1 protein-coding gene is annotated in these 545 nt (G+C 47.2%); it reads left to right on the top strand.

Features of this window, described 5'->3' with window-relative positions:
- Positions 1-159 precede the first annotated feature (159 nt).
- On the top strand, positions 160-545 hold a 386-nt coding region (locus R7O13_RS30080; protein ID WP_412125754.1), incomplete at its 3' end, for a DEAD/DEAH box helicase.

The raw sequence follows: 545 nt of genomic DNA on the forward strand, positions 1-545 counted from the left end.
AATGGTTAATTTTCACTGGTCTTCCCAGAAAATCTGGCGATAATGTGCCCTCTTTTTCATCCCACCTGAGGATATTTCCCTGTGAGCAAACAAACTTTTGACCAAGTAGGCCTGAACCCAGCGCTACTAGAAACGCTGGATTCATTGAACTACACCCATATGACGCCAATTCAAGCGTTAAGCTTACCGGCGATTTTGAATCAGCGTGACGTAATTGGTCAGGGTAAAACGGGCTCGGGTAAAACAGCGGCGTTTGGTCTTGGCGTGCTATCAAATCTAAACGTAAAACGATTTCGCGTGCAGGCTTTGGTGCTGTGTCCGACTCGCGAACTGGCGGATCAAGTTGCTAAAGAAATTCGAACGCTAGGGCGTGGTATCCATAACATTAAAGTACTTACGTTGTGCGGCGGTATGCCGATGGGACCGCAAATTGGTTCGTTAGAGCATGGTGCACATATCCTTGTTGGTACTCCGGGGCGTATTCTGGATCACCTTGAGAAAGGCCGTATTAACTTGGAAGAGTTGAATACATTGGTGCTGGATGA

The sequence above is a fragment of the Vibrio sp. Y176 genome (assembly GCF_033438945.1).